Here is a 16,303-nt window from a genome sequence, read left to right as displayed (position 1 = left end):
ATCTCGGATTCTGCAGCGGTGGTCATGCCTGCAATTCTCCCACAGCCTCGGCGATGCGGTCGGCCAGCCCCTCGGAACCGCCGCGCAGCACCGACCGCGAGACGTTTGCGACGACGCGATGGCGAGCGCCGGGAAACAGCGTGTCGAGCTGGCCGAGCTGCGCGCCCTGCGCCCCGAACCCGGGCACGAGCAGCGGCAGCGTCGTCGGAGTCTCACGGATGTCGAGCCCGCGTGACACCGGAGCGTGCGTCGCGCCGAAGACGATGCCGAACGAGCCGAGCTCAGCAGCGGCGGTGACGTCGGTCGCGTTCCAGCCGGCCACGGCATCCGCCACCGACTCGGCGACCGTGCGCTCTTCTGCGATCACCGTCGCCGACTGCAGCGCCTCGGCCTCGGGATTGCTCGTCGCCGCGAGAACGAACAGCCCTGCGCCCTCGGCGCGGGCCAAATCGACCAGCGGCGTCAGAGCGTCCACACCTAAGTACGGCGAGATGGTGAGCGCATCGCTCGCCAGCGGCGCCTCGGCAGCGAGCCACGCTGCCGCATAGCCCTCATTGGTCGAGCCGATGTCGCCGCGCTTGGCGTCTGCGATCACCAGCAGCCCGGCCGCCCGGGCCGCGGCGATCACACGTTCCAGCGCAGCGATGCCGCTCGACCCGAAGCGTTCGAAGAGCGCGACCTGCGGCTTGACGATGCCGACACGGCCGGCGGCGGCCTCCACGACAGTCAGGCCGAAGCGTTCGAGCGAGGCCGCGTTGTCGACGAATCCCCACTGCTCGATGAGCGCGGGGTGCGGGTCGATGCCCACGCACAGCCCGCCGAGACGCGTGATGGTCTCGGCGAGCCGTGCGCCGAACGGGCGCCGACCGGCGACCGGCAGGTCTGACTCGGTCACTGTGCTGCGGCCTCGGTGCGCAGCTGGTCGAACTCCTGCAGCGAGTGCACCTCGAACGGCCCGTCGACGACCTCGAGCGAGGTCACCAGCGCATTGAGCGCGGCGATCGTGGTGAACACCGGCACGCCGTGTGCGGTCGCCGCGGCACGAATCTCGTACCCGTCGGTGCGTCCTGTGCGCCCCTCAGGCGTGTTGATCACCAACGCGATCCTGCCCGCGGTGATCAGGTCGACGATGTCCTCCTGCGCGTCGTTCAGCTTGTGCACGAGCGACGCCTCGATGCCGTTGCGGCGCAGCACCTGCAGAGTGCCAGCGGTCGCGACGATGTCGTATCCCATGGTCTGCAGACGCAGCACCGGCAGAACGACGTTGCGCTTGTCGTCATCGGCGACCGAGACGAACACGGTGCCGCGGCGTGGCAGCGGGCCGTTGCTCGCGGTCTCGGCCTTGGCGAAGGCGACCGGGAAGTTCCAGTCGATGCCCATGACCTCGCCCGTCGAACGCATCTCGGGGCCGAGCAGCGAGTCGACGACCTTGCCCTCAGGCGTGGTGAAGCGGTTGAAGGGCAGCACGGCCTCTTTCACCGAGATCGGCGACGAGGCGGGCACGAAGGTGCTGTCCTGCTCGGGCAGCACCCCCTGCTCGCGCAGGTCGGCGATCGACTGTCCGGCCATGATGAGGCTGGCGGCCTTCGCCAGGGGCAGCCCCAATGCCTTCGACACGAACGGCACCGTGCGGCTGGCACGGGGGTTCGCCTCGATGACGTAGAGCACGCCTGCCGCGATCGCATACTGCACGTTCAGCAGCCCGTCGACGCCGATGCCCTTGGCGATGCCCAGGGTCGCCTGACGCACGGCGCGCAGGTGCGACTCGCCGAGGCTGACCGCGGGCAGCGAGCAGCTCGAGTCGCCGGAGTGGATGCCGGCCTCCTCGATGTGCTCCATGATGCCGCCGATGAAGAGCTCCTCGCCGTCGTACAGCGCATCGACGTCGAGTTCGACCGCGTCGTCCAAGAAGCGGTCGACGAGCAGCGGGTTCTCGGCGCTGACCAGCGCCTGATCTCCGATGCGCTCGAAGTAGTCGATGATCGACTCTCGGTCGTAGACGATCTCCATGCCGCGGCCGCCGAGCACGAACGACGGGCGCACGAGCACGGGAAAGCCGATGTGCTCGGCCACCGAGAGAGCTTCGTCGACGTTCGTCGCGATGCCGTTGCGCGGCGCCAGCAGGTTCGCCTGTTCGAGGATCTCGGCGAACAGGCCGCGCTCCTCTGCCAGGTCGATGGCCTCGGGAGTGGTGCCGAGAATCGGCACGCCTGCGGCCTTCAGCCCCTTGGCCAGCCCCAGCGGGGTCTGCCCGCCGAGCTGCACGATCACACCGACGAGTTCGCCGGCCTCGCTTTCGGCGTGGATGACCTCGAGCACGTCTTCGAGTGTGAGCGGCTCGAAGTACAGACGATCAGAGGTGTCATAGTCGGTCGACACGGTCTCTGGGTTGCAGTTGACCATGATGGTCTCGTAGCCCGCGTCGTGGAGTGCGAACGAGGCGTGCACGCATGAGAAGTCGAACTCGACGCCCTGACCGATGCGGTTCGGGCCCGAGCCGAGAATCACGATGCGCTTCTTGCCCGACTTGGCGACTTCGGTCTCCTGCTCGTAGGTCGAGTAGTGGTACGGCGTGCGCGCGGGGAACTCACCGGCGCAGGTGTCGACCGTCTTGTACACGGGGCGCAGCCCGAAGCCATGCCGGGCGTCGCGCACCTGCTGCTCGGTCAGACCGCGCAGCTGCGCGATCTGCACGTCGCTGAAGCCCTCTTCCTTGGCGATGCGCAGCACGTGCGCGTCGAGCTCGACCGCCTCGGCGATCCAGTCTGCGGTCTCGTTGATGTGCTGGATCTGGTCGAGGTACCAGGGGTCGATGCCGGTCGCCTCGTGCGCCTGTTCGATCGACGCGCCGGCGCGCATCGCCTGCTGCAGAGTGACGATGCGGCCGTCGGTCGGGCGCTTGGCGATACGCAGCAGCTCTTCGGCAGTGCTGGGCCTGCCCTCGGCGTGGGTCGGCAGTTCGCCCCAGTGGAAGGTCGATCCCTTCTTCTCGACCGAGCGCAGCGCCTTCTGCAGCGCCTGTGTGAAGGTGCGGCCGATGGCCATGGCCTCGCCGACCGATTTCATCGTCGTGGTGAGCGTGTCATCGGCGGCGGGGAACTTCTCGAACGCGAAGCGCGGTACCTTGACGACGACGTAGTCGAGCGTCGGCTCGAAGCTCGCCGGCGTCACCTGCGTGATGTCGTTGGGAATCTCGTCGAGGCGGTAGCCGATGGCCAGTTTTGCGGCGATCTTGGCGATCGGGAAGCCGGTCGCCTTCGAGGCCAGCGCCGACGAGCGCGACACGCGGGGGTTCATCTCGATGACGATGATGCGCCCGGTCTCGGGGTTGATCGCGAACTGGATGTTGCAGCCTCCGGTGTCCACGCCCACGGCGCGGATGATGTCGATGCCGATGTCGCGCATCTTCTGGTACTCGACGTCGGTGAGCGTCAGCGACGGGGCGACCGTGATCGAGTCTCCGGTGTGCACGCCGACGGGGTCGAAGTTCTCGATCGAGCAGACGACCACCGTGTTGTCGGCGTTGTCGCGCATCAGCTCGAGCTCGTACTCCTTCCAGCCCAGAATCGACTCTTCGAGCAGCACCTCGGCCGTCGGCGAGTAGTCGAGCCCGGCCCCGGCGATGCGACGCAGGTCGTCTTCGTCGTAGGCGAAGCCCGAGCCGAGCCCGCCCATGGTGAACGAGGGGCGCACGACGACCGGGTAGTGCAGGTCTTCGACCGCCTCGAGGCAGTCTTCGAGCGTGTGGCAGATGTGAGAACGAGCCACGTCGGCGCCGCACTCGACCACGAGCTCTTTGAAGATCTCGCGGTTCTCGCCGCGTTCGATGGCATCGACCTTGGCGCCGATCAGCTCGACGTCGTACTTCTCGAGGATGCCGGCCTTGTCGAGCTGGATGGCCGCGTTGAGCGCTGTCTGGCCGCCCAGCGTGGGCAGAATCGCGTCGGGCTTCTCTTTCGCGATGACGGTCTCGAGCACCTCGGTGGTGATCGGCTCGATATAGGTCGCGTCGGCGAAGTCGGGATCGGTCATGATCGTGGCCGGGTTCGAGTTCACCAGGATGACGCGGATGCCCTCGGAGCGCAGCACACGGCAAGCCTGGGTGCCGGAGTAGTCGAACTCACAGGCCTGGCCGATGACGATCGGGCCCGAACCGATGACGAGCACACTGTTGATGTCTGTTCTGCGTGGCATTACTTGTCGTCTCCTTCCAGGCCCGAAGCCTGAACGTCTGTGGCTGCGCCCTGCCCGCTGAGCACCAGCTCGCGGAAGCGATCGAAGAGGTAGCTCGCATCGTGCGGGCCGGCGGTGGCCTCGGGGTGGTACTGCACCGAGAACGCGGGGATGTCGAGGCAGCGCAGCCCTTCGACGACCTGATCGTTCAGGCCGATGTGGCTGACCTCGACGCGGCCGAAGCCCTCGGGCGAGTCGATGACGCCCTCGGTGTCGGCCTGCACCGCGAAGCCGTGGTTCTGCGCGGTGATCTCGACGCGACCTGTGGCCTTGTCGAGCACCGGCTGGTTGATGCCGCGGTGGCCGAACGGCAGCTTGTACGTGCCGAGACCGAGCGCGCGGCCGAGCAGCTGGTTGCCGAAGCAGATGCCGAAGAAGGGGATGCGATGGCCCAGCACCTCTCGCAGCGTCCCGATGACGTCGTCACTGGCCGCGGGGTCGCCTGGTCCGTTCGAGAAGAAGACGCCGACCGGCTCGAGCCGCTGGATGTCTTCGAAGGTCGCCGTGTAGGGCAGCACATGCACGTCGAAGCCCTGTGCGGCGAGCTTGCGCACCGTCGCACGTTTGACACCGAGGTCGATGATCGCGATGTTGCCGTGCGACTGGCCGACCGCCGGCTCGACATAGGCCTCAGGCGTGGTCACCTGGGCCGACAGGTTCTGCCCGGCCATGTGCGGCGAGGCGAGAACCTGCTTCAGCTGCTCGTCCGGCGACAGCGCGGCGGCGTCTCCCGAGAAGATGCCGGCGCGCATCGCGCCTTTGTCTCGCAGGTGACGGGTCAGCGCACGGGTGTCGATGTGCGAGATGCCGATGATCCCCTGGCGCTCCAGCTCGTCGTCCAGGCTCGAGGTGGCGCGCCAGTTCGACACGATGCGACTGGGCTCGCGGACGGCATAGCCGGCGACCCAGATGCGACGCGACTCGTTGTCTTCGTCGTTCACGCCGGTGTTGCCGATCTGGGGCGCCGTCTGAATGACGATCTGCCCTGCGTACGACGGGTCGGTGAGGGTCTCTTGGTAGCCGGTCATGCCGGTGGCGAAGACGGCCTCTCCAAAGGTGGTGCCCTGTGCTCCGTAGGCGCGCCCGGTGTAGCGGGTGCCGTCTTCGAGCACGAGAATTGCTGGTTCAAACACTGGTGAGTGCTCCTTGCTCTGAATGGTCTCTGTGACGTTCGTGACGTCGTCGGTCTGATGGATGCTGGTGCAGGCTGCGGGGGATGTGCCGGAGAGCTGCGGTCTCGGTCTGCGTCTGATCAGAACATGAGATCGCGAGCCCTCCGTGCCGCAGACTGCGGTGGGGCGATGGTCCGGACGGCCGTGACGATGGCAGGGCCGTCCTGGGGTCGTCGCATGCGGAAGAACGAGGTGACCTCGCGGTCGCCCCACCGCCAGTCGATGCCGGTGAGGCCGCCCTTCTCCACGCCCTTGTCGACCGCATAGCTTTCGAGTCCGGCACCGTCGAGGCTCGGCTGTGCGATGAACAGCGGCTGAGACCCGTCGCGCTCGACGACGACTCCCTGCGCATAGACGTGCACGGTTGCGCGTGCGCGGAACCCCAAGTCGCCTGCGGTGATGCGATTCAACGGGTCGTCGGCCTCGGTCGTCGCGACGTAGAGCCCGCTGCCGGCGGCCATCGGCTCGCCGAGCTGCTCGGTCGACGGCGCCGGCTCGAGCCCGGGCAGCTCAGCCTCCTGCTGGCGGGTGCGTCGTCTCCAGCCGAGCCACATGCCGACGAATGCCGCGATCACGACGAGCACGGTCACGACGGTGGGAAGGACTTTGGGGTCTAGATCCACGTGTGCACCGCCTCGGGTGTGCACAGCGCGCCGTCGAGCACAGTCGGCACGCCACGACTGATCGTGGCCACGATTCGGCCGGGCAGCTGCTCCCCCAGCCAGGGCGAGTTCCATGACAGGCTCGCGATGTCGTCGCGCTGCAGCGTCGTGCTGCCCAGCGGATCGACCAGCACGAGGTTGGCGATCGCATCGGCGGTGAGCTGCTGCCCCTGTTCGGCGTCTCCGGCGATGGCGGCAGGGGCGCTGCTCAGGACACGGGCGAGATCGCCCCAGCTCAGCACGCCGGTGTCGACCAGCACCGCCTGGGCGACGTGCAGGGCGGTCTGCAGCCCCAGCATCCCCGGTTCGGCGTGAGCCCATTCGCACTCTTTCGCCTCGGGCGGCTGCGGAGCGTGATCGGTCGCGATCGCGTCGATGGTTCCGTCGGCCAGACCCTCGCGCAGTGCCTCGACATCGGCCTGAGCGCGCAGCGGCGGGTTGACCTTGTAGCGGGGATCGTAGCCGGCGATGAGCTCTTCGGTCAGTGCGAGGTGATGCGGGGTGACGTCGGCGGTCACGTCGATGCCCCGCTGCTTCGCCCAGCGCAGCACGTCGACGCTGCCCTTCGCTGAGACGTGGCGCACGTGCAGTCGCGCCCCGACGTGGTCGGCGAGCAGCACGTCACGGGCGATGACCGAGGCTTCGGCGACGGCGGGCCAGCCGTGCAGCCCGAGACGGCTTGAGAGCTCGCCCTCGTTCATCTCGGCGTCTTTGGTCAGCAGCGGATCCTGTGCATGCTGCGCGATGACGCCGTCGAAGGGCTTCACATATTCGAGTGCGCGACGCAGCAGCAGCGGGTCGGTGATGCCGGTCTCGCTGTCGCTGAAGACCCGTACCTGTGCGGTGGAGTGCGCCATCGCACCGATCTCGGCGAGACGATCGCCCCGCATGCCGACGGTGACGGCGCCGATCGGACGCACGTCGACGTAGCCGGCGTCCAGCCCGAGCCGGTGCACCAGTTCGACGTTGCCGGCCGTATCTGCGACAGGGTCGGTGTCGGGCAGAGCGTGCACGGCGGTGAAACCGCCGAGTGCGGCTGCCTGCGACGCCGAGGTCACGGTCTCGACCTGTTCGAGGCCGGGCTGGCGCAGGTGCGCGCCGAGATCGACAAGACCGGGCAGTGCGATGAGTCCCGAGCCGTCGATGACGAGATCGGCGTCACGACCGCTCTCGCGATCGGCGGCGGATGCCGTGGTCGCGCCCGTCGGCTCGACCGACACGATCTGCTGGCCGGAGACGCGGATGTCGACGGCATCGCGACCGAGCAGCCGTGCGTTGGTGATGACGATGTCGCGGCTCATGCGAGACCTCCGTTCGTTTCGCCGAGGCCGGCTCCCATGCCCGTTCCGAGCAGCGAGTAGAGCACGGCCATGCGCACCGAGACGCCGTTGGCGACCTGCTCGCGCACGGTGGCCTGCACCGAGTCCGCGGCGAACGAGCTGATCTCGAGACCGCGGTTCATCGGGCCGGGATGCATGACCAGCGCCTGCTCGCCGAGACGGCGCAGGCGCTGCTCGCCGAGACCCCAGAGCCGGGTGTATTCCTCACTGGTCGGGAAGAATGCGTCGTGCATGCGCTCCAGCTGGATGCGCAGCATGATGACGACGTCGAACCCGGCGGCGATCGCCTCGTCGAAGTCGTCGTACACACGCACCGGCCAGCCGTCGATGCCGAAGGGAATCAGCGTGGGCGGGCCGGCGAAGGCGACCTCCGCTCCCAGCGTCGTGAGCAGCCACAGATCGCTGCGCGCGACTCGCGAGTGGTCGATGTCTCCCACGATAAGCACGCGCACGCCGTCGAGAGCGAGGCCGCGTGAGGCGTCGCCGTGCAGGCGTTTGCGGATCGTGAAGGCGTCGAGCAGCGCCTGAGTGGGGTGTTCGTGCGTGCCGTCGCCCGCGTTCACGACGCTGGCGTCGATCCAGTCTGTCTGCGCGAGACGGTGAGCCGCCCCGTCGGCGCTGTGTCTGATGACCACGCCGTCGGCGCCGATGGCCGTGAGCGTCTGGGCGGTGTCTTTGAGAGACTCGCCCTTCGTGACGCTCGAGCCCTTCGCGGTGAAGTTGATCACGTCGGCCGACAGCCGTTTCGCGGCCGCCTCGAACGAGATGCGCGTGCGAGTCGAGTTCTCGTAGAAGAGGTTGACCACGGTGCGACCGCGCAGCGTCGGCAGCTTCTTGATCTCGCGGCGGTTGACCGCATCCATGTCTTCGGCGATGTCGAGCAGGCCGACGGCGGTCGGCTGGTCGAGGTCGCGTGTGCTGAGCAGATGCTTCACGAGATCACCACCTCGTCGGTGGCGTCGAGCGGCTCGAGGTGCACCTGCACCTGTTCGCTGCGCGAGGTCGGCAGGTTCTTGCCGACGAAGTCCGCCCGAATGGGCAGCTGACGATGCCCGCGATCGACCAGCACCGCGAGGCGGACGACCTCTGGCCGCCCCAACTCGCCCAGCGCATCCAGCGCCGCGCGCACGCTGCGACCGGAGTAGAGCACGTCGTCGACGAGCACCACGGTCTTGCCGTCGATGCCGCTCAGCGGCACCTGCGTGGGCTGGGGATGCTTCAGCGGCTTGGCGCGAAGATCATCGCGATACATGGTGATGTCGATCGACCCGACGAGCGCGCCGGGATCGGGAAGCGACTCGGTCTTCGCGATCTTGGCCGCGAGACGCTGAGCCAGGGGCACTCCCCTGCTGGGAATGCCGAGCAGCACCAGATCGTCTGGGCCTTTGTTGCCTTCGAGGATCTCGAAGGCGATGCGTGTCAGGGCGCGATCGATGTCGCCCGCCTGCATCACAGTTGTTGCCACGGGGTTCTTCCTTTCCCGCCTCACAGGACGGTCGTTAAAGGATGTTCAACCGAGTGTAGCACTGGCATCAGGCTCTGCGATCGGCAGCGCGGTGCCCGAAACGGTGATGCCGCCCGACCGCGGGATGCGCACGGCGAGTCGGCTGGGACGGCCGACGTGTCTGCCCTGCAGCACGGTCACGTGGCCGGGCACCGGGGCCTGGCCCAGCGCGCGCAGGTAGCCGCCGAACGCAGCTGCCGCCGAGCCCGTCGCCGGATCTTCGACGATCTGACCGACCGGAAACAGATTGCGCGCCTCGAACCGGTTGGCCGTCTGCCGATGCATCACGGTCACGGTGCCCGGCCACCCCTGTTCGTCCATCAGTGCCCGCACGGCCTGAGGGTCGAAGGAGAACTCGTCGAACACCGCGGCGTCGGCGATGGTCAGCATCGGATGGTCGTTGCCCGCATAGGCCACCCGCGGCGGCAGCTGTCGGTCGAGATCGTCGGGCTGCAGACCGAGCAGCTGCAGCAGCTGCAGCAGCACCTGGGCCTCAATCGGCCTCACGACGGGCTCGACGCTCGTGAACGAGGCGACCGTGCCGGAATCACTGCGCACGGTGTCGACCGTGAGCGAACCGACCGCGGTCTCGAAGACGAAGCGGTGACGACCGCCGGCCGGCTCGCGCTCGGCAAGCGCCACAGCCGTCGCGATCGTGGCATGCCCGCAGAACGGCACCTCGGCCTCAGGTGAGAAATACCGGATGCCGATCTCGCCCGGGGCCTGCTCGGTCGCCGGGTGAGTCACGAACGCGGTCTCCGAGAACCCGACCTCACGGGCGATCGCGAGCATCGCATCCTCGTGGAGCTTCGAGGCGTCCAGCACAACGCCGGCGGGATTGCCGCCGCCCGGTGCGTCGGCGAAAGCGGCGAGACGGAGCACATCGACTGATTCGATCATGCGGTCATTGTGTCATGCCAGACAGCACGCCGGCCTTCTCTGTTCGACTGCTCACCACCGTGCCGTTGAAGCGGCGCGCTCTCGACGCGCGACGACCGGCCCCGATCGACAGCAATCGCAGCGCTGTCAGTTCCCAGCTGACGGAGTCGACTGCCCGGCCTGGGTGGTGGCCTTCCAATCGACGATCCATCTGCCGTCATCCTGCTTCTTCAGAACGACTGCAGCAGGCCGGTTCTGATACGTCACATTCACCGTCGCTGTGTCACCGTCAATCTGCTCACCGGTATAGACGACACTGCCAAGATCGATGTCTGCGCCTTTCCCGTCTTCGCATTGCCCCAGATCTATGCCGTCAGACTCCATCGTCGCCTTGACTTCGTTGCAGTCTCCGACGGACATCGCCTTGATGAGCCTCTTGACGACGTCTGTCGGCGAATCAACAGCAGGGCTGTTCGAACTCTGCTGCGCTGACGCACTGGCAGGATCGTTGGTCTCGGTGCTGCCGTCCTGCGCCGAGCAGCCGGCGAGCGCGAGAGCTCCGATAAGTGCGATTGTGGCGAATGCTTTCCTCATACTGTCCCCCAAAAGGTCTGACGAAAATGGATATGACCGGTTCATCTTATGGCTCACATGTCGACGAGGCACCAGCTCGCGTGCTCTGACGGCTCTCACTCCGTGGCGGCGAGCTGCCCGCAGGCGCCGTCGATCTCTTTGCCACGAGTGTCGCGCAGCGAGGCGGCGACACCGGCTGCTTCGAGACGCCGGATGAACTCGCGGGTGGCGGCGGGCGTCGATGCCGTCCAGACCGAGCCCGGCGTGGGGTTCAGCGGGATGGGATTCACGTGTGCCCAGCCCTTCCCACGCTCGTTGAGCTTCTCTGCGAGCAGATCGGCGCGCCAGCCGTGATCGTTCATGTCTTTGATGAGTGCGTACTCGATCGAGACTCGTCGACCGGTCACCTCGTAGTAGTGGTACGCGGCGTCGAGCGCCTCATCCACCTTCCACCGGCTGTTGACGGGAATCAGCTCGTCACGCAGCTCGTCGTCAGGTGCATGCAGCGACAGCGCGAAGGTCACCGGAACACCCTCGTCGGCGAGCTTGCGGATGGCCGGGGCGAGTCCGACCGACGACACCGTGATCTGACGCGCGGCCATGTTCATGCCCTCGGGCTCGGGGTCGACCATGCGGTGCACGGCACCCATCACCCGCTTGTAGTTGGCGAGCGGCTCTCCCATGCCCATGAACACCACATTGCTCACACGCTCGTCGTCACGCGTGCCGCCTTTGAGCGCACCGCTTGCGATGACCGCGTTCGCCGCGACGATCTGGGCCACGATCTCGGCAGTCGAGAGGTTGCGAGTGAGTCCGGCCTGGCCCGTGGCGCAGAACGGGCAGTTCATGCCGCAGCCTGCCTCGCTCGAGACGCAGAGTGTGATGCGCCCGGGATACCGCATCAGCACCGACTCGACGAGCGCGCCGTCGAACAGCTTCCAAAGAAATTTGATCGTGTCGCCGCGGTCGGTGACCAGGCGACGCTCCTCTGTGAGGAGCTGCGGCAGCACCGTGGCCACCAGCTCGTCACGGCCCTCTTTGGGCAGATCGCTCATCTTCGCCGGGTCGGCTGTGTGATGCACGAACCAGTGCTTCGAGAGCTGCTTCGCTCGAAAGGTCGGCACGCCGAGTTCTTTGAGCCACTCTTTGCGCTCGGCCAGGGTGAGGTCGGCGAGGTGCTTCGGCGGCTTCTTCACCCGTGGCTTCGCGGCGAACTGCAGCACTGGACGGCCGTCGGCCGCCACCTGCTGAGTCCAGCCTTCGGTGCGCGGGCGCACCTGTCTGTGTGCGCGCGCTGCAGGCTGCTGCTCGGTCACTCCGCCTCGGCAATCGCGTGCAGCACACCGCTGACGAAACGCGGCGAGCTGTCGGTGCTGAGCTCTGAAGCGAGCTTCGACGCCTCCGAGATCGCGACTGCAGCAGGAACCTCGTCGTTGTAGAGCACCTCCCACACACCGACTCGCAGAATGGCCAGGTCGACCTTGGGCAGGCGGGCCAGCGTCCAGTCCTTGGCGTAGCTCTCGATGAGTTCGTCGATGCTCGACTGGTGGTCGCCCACACCGGCGGCGATCTGCCGAGCGTAGGTGTACGTGTCGAGGTGGTCGAGTTCGCGCTCTGCCTCGAGCTGTCGCAGCCCTGCAGACTCGCTCTGCGGGCGGCTGTTCGCGAGGTTGTCTCGCGCGTTGCTCAGCCAGGCCTCGATCGCCTCTGCGACGGACTGCCCGCGCAGATCGGCGGCGTACAGCACATCGACGGCGCGCTGACGAGCCAGCGTGCGCCCGCTGAACGGGCGACGCGTGCTGTCTTCGGTCTGGTCGGTCACGGCCATCAGTCGGTCACGCGGCCGAGGTACTCGCTGGTGCGGGTGTCGACCTTCACCTTGGTGCCGGTCTCGAGGAACAACGGCACCTGGATCTCGTAGCCGGTCTCGAGCGTGGCGGCCTTCGTGCCGGCGCTCGAACGGTCGCCCTGCAGTCCGGGCTCGGTGTAGGTGACCTCGAGGGTCACCGATGCCGGCAGCTCGACGTAGAGCGGCGAGCCCTCGTGGAAGGCCACGGTGGCCTCCTGGTTCTCGAGCAGAAAGTGTTCGGCGTCGCCGACGACGTTGGCCGGCAGGGTGATGAGCTCATAGTCCGAGTTGTCCATGAACACGAAGTCTTCACCGTCTTTGTACGAGAACTGCATGTCGCGCTTGTCGACGGTCGCAGTCTCGACCTTGGTGCCCGCGTTGAAGGTACGGTCGACCACCTTGCCGGTGAGCACGTTCTTCAGCTTGGTGCGCACGAACGCCCCGCCCTTGCCCGGCTTCACATGCTGAAACTCGATGACGGTCCAGAGCTGGCCGTCGATCTTCAGCACGAGTCCATTCTTCAGGTCGTTGGTGGTTGCCACAGTCTTCCGTTCGTTCAGTCGTCTTCGGTCACGTGACGGGGATGCTGCACTCACTCGCGCTGCGTCGACATCCGTCGCGCCGGTGTCGCTCATCCGGGGAGCAGACACACTCTGCCAGTCTACTCCCTCACCTACCGGTGATGCGATCCACGTCGAGGGTCAGCGACCCTGCAGCCGTGCGATCGCCTCGAGCGCGAGCACATACGAGTCGAAGCCGAAACCGGCGATCGTCCCCGTCGCCACCGCTGAGATCACGCTGCGCTGCCGGAACCGTTCCCGCCCGGCTGGGTTCGAAATGTGCACCTCGACCAGCGGCAGGCCAGCCTCGGGAACCTGCACCGCAGCATCCGCGAGCGCGTACGAGTAGTGCGTGAACGCAGCCGGATTCAGCACGACCGGGCTGCGCTGCTCGATGGCCTCGAAGAGCCAGCCGATCAGCTCCGCCTCGTCGTCGCTCTGCCGAACGTCGACCCGCAGCCCGAGTCGCGCGCCCTCGGCGCCAAGCTCGCGGGTCAGGTCGTCGAGGGAGGCTGTGCCGTAGACCTCTGGCGTGCGGGCTCCCAGCCGACCCAGGTTCGGTCCGTTGAGCACCAGCACGGTCGGCGCCCCGGTCGTCTGCTCGGCCGCGGCCGTCATTCGGCGATCTCCTGGTAAGCAGTGAAGAGCAGATCGGGTTCGGGCCCGGTGAGCACGATCGGGCGGCCGATGCCGTCGAGAATGATGAAGCGCAGCACGTCGCCGCGGGCCTTCTTGTCACGGTGCATCACGGTGAGCAGCTGTTCCCAGGCACCATGACGGTAGGTCGTCGGCAGCCCCAGCGACTGCAGCACGCTGTAGTGCCGGTCGAGGTCTGCGTCGCTGAGATGGCCGGTGAGGTGCGAGAGATGCGCGGCGAAGACCATGCCCACCGACACTGCTGCTCCGTGCCTCCACTGGTAGCGTTCGGCATACTCGATCGCGTGCCCGAGCGTATGCCCGTAGTTGAGGATCTCGCGGCGCCCGGCCTCGCGCAGATCGCCCTCGACGACGTCGGCCTTGAGTGAAACGGCCTGGGTGAGTGCGTCGAGGAACACCGGCGACGCGGGGTCGACCGCCTGGTCGCCATGCTGCTCGATCAGGTCGAGAATCGAGTTCTGACCGATGAACCCGCACTTCGCGACCTCGGCGTAGCCGGTGAGCAGCTCGTTGCGCGGCAGCGTCTCGAGCGTCGTCGTGTCGGCGAACACCGCCGCCGGCGTGTGGAACGCACCGGCAAGGTTCTTGCCCTCGTTGGTGTTGATCCCGGTCTTGCCGCCGACGGCGGCGTCGGCCATGCCGAGCACCGAGGTGGGCACCTGAATGACTTTGATTCCGCGCAGCCACGTCGCCGCAGCGAATCCGGCGATGTCGGTGACCGCTCCCCCGCCCACACCGATGATCAGATCGGTTCGGGTGAAGTCGGCCTTGCCGAGCACCTGCCAGAGAAAACCGATCACTTCGATGCGCTTGCCCTCTTCGGCGTCGGGCACCTCGGCGGTCATCGCCTGCACCCGACCCTCGAGCTGGCCGCGCAGCCGTTCAGCGAGCGCCTGCCCGGTCGGCTGGTGCACGATCAGCACTCGCGTGACCCGGTCGTCGATGGTTTCGGCAAGCCGGTCGAGCACGTTCTCGCCGATGAAGACGTCATACGGGTGCTGCCCGCCCACGTGCACGGTGCGGGGTTCGAGCCCGCTTCCCTGCGTCACGGTCTCGTCTGCCTGCTGCATTTGTCTCCTCTGTGCGATCGCCCGTTCGACTTCGTCGGCTACCGACTCTCGATCGAGATCGCGCGTGTCGACGGTGTGGTCCGCCAGACGTGCGTAGGTGTCGAGTCTCTGATCGTAGAGCCGCTGCCATGCGTCGATACCGCCGGCCAACAGCGGTCGGGCCGTCTGCTGGTCGCCTGCACCGGCTCCGGCGTCGGCCTGCGAGGGCAGGCTGCCGTCGATGCGATCACCGACGTGTGCGGCGTCGACGTCGAGAAAGACGACGAAGTGCTCGGCGAGCAGCCACTGGGTGCTCGCTGAGAGCGGAGCCCCGCCGCCGAGGGCGACGATGGCGTCCGGGTCGTCGTCGGCGAGCGCCTGTGCGACCATACGCTCCTCTTTGCGGCGGAACTCGGCCTCGCCGTCGTGCAGGAAGATCTCGGGGATCGGCCCGTACTGCTGCGAGATGAGCACATCGCTGTCGACGAAGGGAGCTCCGAGGCGCGCCGCCACGGCTCGACCGATGCTCGACTTGCCGACTCCGGGCGGGCCGATCAGCACCGTCACCATGCGGAGTTCACCTCATGGCTGGTGCGCAGCGCGTCTGGAACGCCGGCCTGGAAGCTCTGCAGATTGCGTCGCGTCTCGGCGATCGAATCTCCGCCGAACTTCTCGAGCACGGCCTCGGCGAGCACGAGGGCGACCATCGCCTCGGCGACGACGCCGGCCGCCGGCACCGCACAGACGTCTGAGCGCTGGTGGTGGGCGCGAGCTGCTTCGCCGGTGCTGACGTCGACGGTGCGCAGCGCGTGCGGCACGGTCGCGATCGGCTTCATGGCGGCGCGCACCCAGAGTGGCAGCCCGGTCGACATGCCGCCCTCGAGACCGCCGGCGCGATTCGATGCGCGAGTGATGCGCTGCCCGGCGGGTGTCTCGACGGCCCCGATCTCGTCGTGCGCCTGCGAACCGGGCACCGCTGCGAGACCGAACCCCTGACCGCATTCGACCCCCTTGATGGCCTGAATGCCCATCAGCGCCTGGGCGAGACGGCCGTCGAGTCGGCGGTCCCATTGAATGTGCGAGCCGAGGCCGACCGGCAGACCGTAGGCGACGACCTCGACCACGCCGCCGAGTGTGTCGCCGTCTTTATGGGCCTGGTCGATGCGCTCGACAATGCGCTTCGAGGTCTCGGGATCGAAGCAGCGTACGGGATCGGCGTCGAGGCGCTCGACGTCGTCCGGCGTCGGGTGCGGCTCGTCGTCGGGTGCTGCGACGCCGCCGATGGCCGTGGTGTGGCTGACCAGCCGGATGCCGAGCTCGCCGAGGAATGCTCGGGCGACGGCGCCGAGCGCCACGCGTGCCGCAGTCTCACGTGCACTGGCGCGTTCGAGGATCGGTCGGGCCTCGTCGAAGCCGTATTTCTGCATGCCGACCAGGTCTGCGTGGCCGGGCCGAGGTCGGGTGAGCGGCGCGGCTCGACCGCCGGTGAGCGTCTGGGGGTCGACCGGGTCGGGGGTCATGACCTCCTGCCACTTCGGCCACTCGGTGTTGCCGATGCGCAGCGCGATCGGCGAGCCGATGGTGCTCCCATGCAGAATGCCGGCCGAGAGCGTGATGGCGTCCTGTTCGAACTTCATCCGGGCACCGCGGCCGTAGCCCAGTCTTCGGCGGGCCAGATCGGCAGAGATCTGCTCTCTCGTGATCGGAACGCCCGACGGAAGGCCCTCGATGAGCGCGATCAGTTCTGGGCCATGGGACTCGCCTGCAGTCAGCCAACGCAACATGTGCTCCATCTTTCCATAGGGTCGAGGGTCAAACTCGTTTC

General features: G+C 67.3%; 15 protein-coding genes and 1 pseudogene. All 16 read right to left on the bottom strand.

Annotation, left to right across the window (positions count from 1 at the left end; genetic code table 11):
• Positions 1–22 precede the first annotated feature (22 nt).
• A complete protein-coding gene (gene pyrF / locus F8O08_RS06705; protein WP_225733595.1) occupies positions 23–895 on the bottom strand; it encodes an orotidine-5'-phosphate decarboxylase in 873 nt (290 codons plus the stop codon).
• Complete coding sequence (carB, locus tag F8O08_RS06700) at positions 892–4,194, bottom strand: carbamoyl-phosphate synthase large subunit (protein ID WP_158042892.1); 3,303 nt, start codon at positions 4,192–4,194, stop codon at positions 892–894. The genes pyrF and carB overlap by 4 nt, the downstream gene beginning before the upstream one ends.
• Positions 4,194–5,366, bottom strand: a complete 1,173-nt coding sequence (carA, locus tag F8O08_RS06695) for a glutamine-hydrolyzing carbamoyl-phosphate synthase small subunit (RefSeq protein ID WP_158042891.1) — start codon at positions 5,364–5,366, stop codon at positions 4,194–4,196. Before carA ends, carB begins: the two co-directional genes overlap by 1 nt.
• Before the next feature lie 119 nt (positions 5,367–5,485).
• A complete protein-coding gene (locus F8O08_RS06690) occupies positions 5,486–6,028 on the bottom strand; it encodes a transporter (protein WP_158031572.1) in 543 nt (180 codons plus the stop codon).
• A complete protein-coding gene (locus F8O08_RS06685) occupies positions 6,019–7,368 on the bottom strand; it encodes a dihydroorotase (protein ID WP_158042890.1) in 1,350 nt (449 codons plus the stop codon). The genes F8O08_RS06690 and F8O08_RS06685 overlap by 10 nt, the downstream gene beginning before the upstream one ends.
• Positions 7,365–8,342 carry an aspartate carbamoyltransferase catalytic subunit gene (locus F8O08_RS06680; protein ID WP_158038078.1) on the bottom strand — a complete coding sequence of 326 codons (978 nt, stop codon included), beginning with the start codon at positions 8,340–8,342 and terminating at the stop codon, positions 7,365–7,367. The genes F8O08_RS06685 and F8O08_RS06680 overlap by 4 nt, the downstream gene beginning before the upstream one ends.
• A complete protein-coding gene (pyrR, locus tag F8O08_RS06675; protein WP_158038232.1) occupies positions 8,339–8,857 on the bottom strand; it encodes a bifunctional pyr operon transcriptional regulator/uracil phosphoribosyltransferase PyrR in 519 nt (172 codons plus the stop codon). Before pyrR ends, F8O08_RS06680 begins: the two co-directional genes overlap by 4 nt.
• 60 nt (positions 8,858–8,917) lie before the next feature.
• The gene (locus F8O08_RS06670; protein ID WP_192497726.1) at positions 8,918–9,811 is read right to left on the bottom strand and encodes a PhzF family phenazine biosynthesis protein; all 894 of its coding nucleotides are present in this window, start codon (positions 9,809–9,811) and stop codon (positions 8,918–8,920) included.
• Positions 9,812–9,937: 126 nt separating this feature from the next.
• A complete protein-coding gene (locus F8O08_RS06665; RefSeq protein WP_158042889.1) occupies positions 9,938–10,384 on the bottom strand; it encodes a hypothetical protein in 447 nt (148 codons plus the stop codon).
• Positions 10,385–10,479: 95 nt separating this feature from the next.
• Positions 10,480–11,679, bottom strand: a complete 1,200-nt coding sequence (gene rlmN / locus F8O08_RS06660) for a 23S rRNA (adenine(2503)-C(2))-methyltransferase RlmN (protein WP_158038080.1) — start codon at positions 11,677–11,679, stop codon at positions 10,480–10,482.
• Positions 11,676–12,185, bottom strand: coding sequence for a transcription antitermination factor NusB (gene nusB / locus F8O08_RS06655; RefSeq protein WP_225733428.1), 510 nt, complete (start codon positions 12,183–12,185; stop codon positions 11,676–11,678). The genes rlmN and nusB overlap by 4 nt, the downstream gene beginning before the upstream one ends.
• A gap of 5 nt (positions 12,186–12,190) precedes the next feature.
• Positions 12,191–12,754 (bottom strand): elongation factor P, encoded by a 564-nt coding sequence (gene efp / locus F8O08_RS06650; RefSeq protein WP_158031577.1) that lies wholly within the window; start codon positions 12,752–12,754, stop codon positions 12,191–12,193.
• Positions 12,755–12,913: 159 nt separating this feature from the next.
• Positions 12,914–13,390: a type II 3-dehydroquinate dehydratase gene (locus F8O08_RS06645; protein ID WP_158042888.1), complete on the bottom strand. Its 477-nt coding sequence runs from the start codon at positions 13,388–13,390 to the stop codon at positions 12,914–12,916.
• On the bottom strand, positions 13,387–14,499 hold the full coding sequence (gene aroB / locus F8O08_RS06640) for a 3-dehydroquinate synthase (protein WP_225733444.1): 1,113 nt from the start codon (positions 14,497–14,499) through the stop codon (positions 13,387–13,389). Before aroB ends, F8O08_RS06645 begins: the two co-directional genes overlap by 4 nt.
• Before the next feature lie 30 nt (positions 14,500–14,529).
• Positions 14,530–15,048 (bottom strand): annotated as a pseudogene (locus F8O08_RS10990) (shikimate kinase); the annotation flags it as partial.
• A complete protein-coding gene (gene aroC / locus F8O08_RS06635) occupies positions 15,042–16,262 on the bottom strand; it encodes a chorismate synthase (RefSeq protein WP_158038084.1) in 1,221 nt (406 codons plus the stop codon). The gene aroC and the pseudogene F8O08_RS10990, both read right to left, overlap by 7 nt.
• Positions 16,263–16,303 lie beyond the last annotated feature (41 nt).

It is taken from the genome of Pseudoclavibacter sp. CFCC 13611, from assembly GCF_008831225.1.
In the GTDB taxonomy this organism is placed as follows: Bacteria; Actinomycetota; Actinomycetes; order Actinomycetales; family Microbacteriaceae; genus Pseudoclavibacter_A.
Note: the sequence above shows the minus strand (reverse complement) of the source record. Positions and strands in the feature narration are given on the sequence as shown.